This window comes from Chamaesiphon sp. OTE_20_metabat_361 (assembly GCF_031364565.1).
The window spans coordinates 1-3,467 of sequence record NZ_JANLWO010000750.1 but is presented as its reverse complement, the minus strand read 5'-3'; the positions used below and the strand labels follow the sequence as shown (position 1 = coordinate 3,467).

Below are 3,467 nucleotides of genomic sequence, written 5' to 3'. Positions count from 1 at the left end.
CGATCCGACTGGGGACTATTACGACCCCAAAGCCACCACAGCCGCCCCTCGCTGGCATACCGTCAAAGTCGAATTCGTCCGCGCTTTTGGGGCGAAGATGACCCTAGAAACTCTCCGCCAGACGTTTACACCGGAACAGTTACTAGTTGTCAAACAAGGCAATCGTCTATCAGTGATGCCGATCCTCAGACAAGTAGCCGCACAAATCATAGAAATCGCAGACTCAGCATCTCCACCAGCGTAAAATGCGACCGAATTCTCTATTCCCTATTCCCCGATTGAGTAAGTAGTGCAAAATTTATTAAATAGATAATGCCTGAAACCTAGATGGTGGGCAATGCCCACCCTACTGTGACGACCAGACTAGTTGTCAAACAAGGCAATCGTCTGTCGGTGATGCCGATCCTCGGACAAGTAGCCACCCAAATCCTGTAAATTGCAGACTCAGCATCTCCTCCACCAGCGTAAAAAGCGATCGAATCCTCTATCCCAACTCCCAACTCCCATCTCCCATCTCCCAACTACATATTTACTGGTAACTTAATTCCCCAGCCTTTGTAATTGACATAATAACGTCCGCTCCGGGGCGGACAACCGATGGTATCGCACAAGTGATGGGTAAATCTTTCCTCCATCGCCCGTGCGGACTTTTCGAGGGGGTTATTTTGATAGATTTGTCCGCCACGATAATAACCTTGGAAGTAGCGTTCGCCAAACTGACTGATGCCGCCAGCTTGTTGGCATTGTCTGGCATGAGTGAGTTCGTGAGCCAGTAGCACCAAGCGATCGGTATCGCGGGGTCGATCCCCTGCCCGGATATAAATCCGGTTGCAATAAGTTTGAGCGGATGAATCGACACCACCAATATGCGTTTCCTTACCGCCCTGCGACCAACGATCGAGTAGTTTGGCTTGGTATACTACAGTGACGCGATCGACTAGATCGCCAAATAACGGTCGCAAATATCGCTTCTGAGCTAGCTCCAACGCTTTGCCAGGGGGATTGCGAAATTCCATGATTTGGGCGGCTAGGGGCAGCATGGTAGCACCAGTTTCGCTCCAGGCTAATTCGGAGCTAGGAGCGGCAACTTTGGGAATCTGGGGCAATTGAATCGTACCGATTAAGGTCGAATCTTTGCTAGTTAAGCGGTCGGGCAATGAGTGTGGCAACAGCAATGTCACGATGGCAACTGCTGTGACGGTAATAACTAAGCAAAATTGACAGAACTTTCTCAGATTCGAGATCATCACTCAACACGGCTTGAAGTAAATTTAGCAATCGAATTTATCTGGATTTACAAATCCCCTGTCTCATCATAGCAATCCCGTTGGGGTTGAGATCGTCGCGATCGCGACATCTACTCGTTTTTAGGCTTTAGGCTTTAGGCTCTAGGTGACAGATCTCGGCAGTTGGGCCAACTCAAGCAAATTTTACCAAACACTTCTCAGGGTGCAACTAAATAGCTAGAATTAGATCTAAAGAATCTTTTACACAGTCACAGGACTAAATAATTTATGACCCCCTCACTTGCTAATTTTATGTATAGTCTGCTTGCTGGCGGATTGATTATCGTCGTCCCTGCGACGATCGGTCTGATCTTCATCAGCCAAAAAGATAAAATTCAACGCTACTAAGATTTATCAATGTCAGATAATTCTAGCCTCAGTTAGGTCTGATGACCGATCTGAGGTTTTGTTGCGGAAAAATTAGCCGATCTACGGATGGACGAACGGCAGCGATCGAGCCAAAATAGAAGTGGTGAAGTTTTTGCCATAGTAGAAGCTTCTAATTAGTCGATCGACACCAGCTAATGGTGAATGCTAAGATCTACGAAGAATCGAATAGCTTTTTACCATAATCGAGTATTTAATGTCCCAACGGTTTACACCGTTATGTTTTACACATTGAGGAAATCACCGTGATTGGCATTTCTGCGGCTGCACTATTTGGTCTAGTTTTGATTATTGCGTCTCTGAGCCTGTTTCTGACCAGCAAGTTCAAGCCCGAGCTGTATCAAGAGTCTGACAACATTTATGCTGTCATTGGCATTGTTTGTGGTATTTTGCTGGTGGCTAGCTACGATTTAGGCGCAGCAATGGCCTTCCAGCAAATGCTGATGATTGGCTCTCTGATTACCATCATGTGGCAGTTTATTCAGGTGCGTGCCGAAAATAAGCAGCTCAAAGGCGGTGGTCGCGGTGCTGGTCGCGAAGCCTCCTCACGGAAAGGTTACACAGCTCAGATTGATGATGAGCCAGCATATGCGCCAGCCGAACGGCGCAATCGTCGCAACAAAGATAGATTCGATCGTAATAACAACGAACGCGAAGACCGAGAAGAGTTTTCTAGTCGTCGTGCGACTAGAGAGTTGCCGGAAGACAGGTTTGCTCAGACAGCCCCGCGCCGCCGTCTCGCCGAGCCAGCTCGCACCGAAGTAGGCTACCTCGATCGTCGTCAAAATGAAAGTTGGGACGAAGAGGACTGGAACGATGCTAATGATTCTGGCGAACCAGTACAGGTGCGCCGCGCCTTACCAGATGCCGATCTAGCTAGCACCCAGTCGCAACGTCAATCGCCGAGAAGAAGATCGGATCGTCCCGTTGGCGTTGGCGAAGCCTCTCGCAGAGAAGCCTATCTGAAAGATAATTTAGATGAGCCGCCGCAACGAGAATGGGATCTGACGGCTACTGCCGATCCAGATGTCAACCCTCGCCGCCGTCGCCGTCCAGAGCGCGACCCAGCGGAGCCAGCTCGGGATCGATCGGCAACAGGGCAAACTGGGACAACCACCAACTATATCGACTACGAACCAATCGATCCGCCAGCAGGACTGCCGACATCCGGCCCAGAACCGATCGTTTTCCCCGATCGCTATTAAAAGTACATTTAGCTTAAAAACACGCTTTCTGAGGCAGCTTAGCCCTAGAGAGCGTGTTTTTTAATTCGTGGGTATGCTAAGTGATATAACGCTACCGCAATCCCAACCACGTCCACAAATCTTGCCCTGTTACTAGTTCTATCACCAATAATATGACGAAGCCGATCATGGCAAAGCGGCTGTTGACAGTCTCGGCATAAGCATTCCAGCCAAAACTAGGTTCGACAGCGGGCGTGGCAATCTGAGTGTCTGTTTGTGTTTTGATGGTCACGATCGGTCTTTACCTCTGAATTTATTTGAGTCATTTCGATCTTAATATATCTCCAAACCTACTCACATCGCCATTTACAGTAAATGTGCGATCGAGATCGACGATTGTACTGTGATGTCATCACAAACATTTATAAGAACATAGATAACAATATAGATAAGTACACAGCAAACACTAAAGATTGACAAAGTAAGTGAAATCACGTAGAGCGCCAGATCGAATATTTCCTAAATACTCACAACTGGTAATCCCACTGATGGAGTTTGACAAGAATTGAGACTAAACTTAACGAACTAGAATTAACAATAACATTTGTTG

The 3,467-nt window shown here is 47.6% G+C and carries 5 protein-coding genes; 3 read left to right on the top strand and 2 right to left on the bottom strand.

The window, feature by feature from the left end; translation table 11 throughout:
• The coding region (locus RMO35_RS21305; RefSeq protein ID WP_309744034.1) for an EVE domain-containing protein at window positions 1-244 on the top strand (244 nt) is incomplete at its 5' end.
• A 277-nt stretch (window positions 245-521) separates the two neighbouring features.
• On the opposite strand, the gene RMO35_RS21300 is transcribed toward RMO35_RS21305, so the two are convergent.
• Complete coding sequence (locus tag RMO35_RS21300; protein WP_309744036.1) at window positions 522-1,247, bottom strand: DUF4157 domain-containing protein; 726 nt, start codon at window positions 1,245-1,247, stop codon at window positions 522-524.
• A gap of 267 nt (window positions 1,248-1,514) precedes the next feature.
• Between RMO35_RS21300 and RMO35_RS21295 the strand changes: the two genes are divergently transcribed.
• Together RMO35_RS21295 and RMO35_RS21290 are read left to right on the top strand one after the other, a co-directional pair.
• On the top strand, window positions 1,515-1,634 hold the full coding sequence (locus tag RMO35_RS21295; RefSeq protein WP_309744032.1) for a photosystem II reaction center X protein: 120 nt from the start codon (window positions 1,515-1,517) through the stop codon (window positions 1,632-1,634).
• A gap of 284 nt (window positions 1,635-1,918) precedes the next feature.
• Complete coding sequence (locus RMO35_RS21290; RefSeq protein ID WP_309744030.1) at window positions 1,919-2,878, top strand: Ycf66 family protein; 960 nt, start codon at window positions 1,919-1,921, stop codon at window positions 2,876-2,878.
• Between the two features lie 91 nt (window positions 2,879-2,969).
• On the opposite strand, the gene RMO35_RS21285 is transcribed toward RMO35_RS21290, so the two are convergent.
• Window positions 2,970-3,149 (bottom strand): chlorophyll a/b-binding protein, encoded by a 180-nt coding sequence (locus RMO35_RS21285; RefSeq protein ID WP_309744028.1) that lies wholly within the window; start codon window positions 3,147-3,149, stop codon window positions 2,970-2,972.
• Window positions 3,150-3,467: the final 318 nt, after the last annotated feature.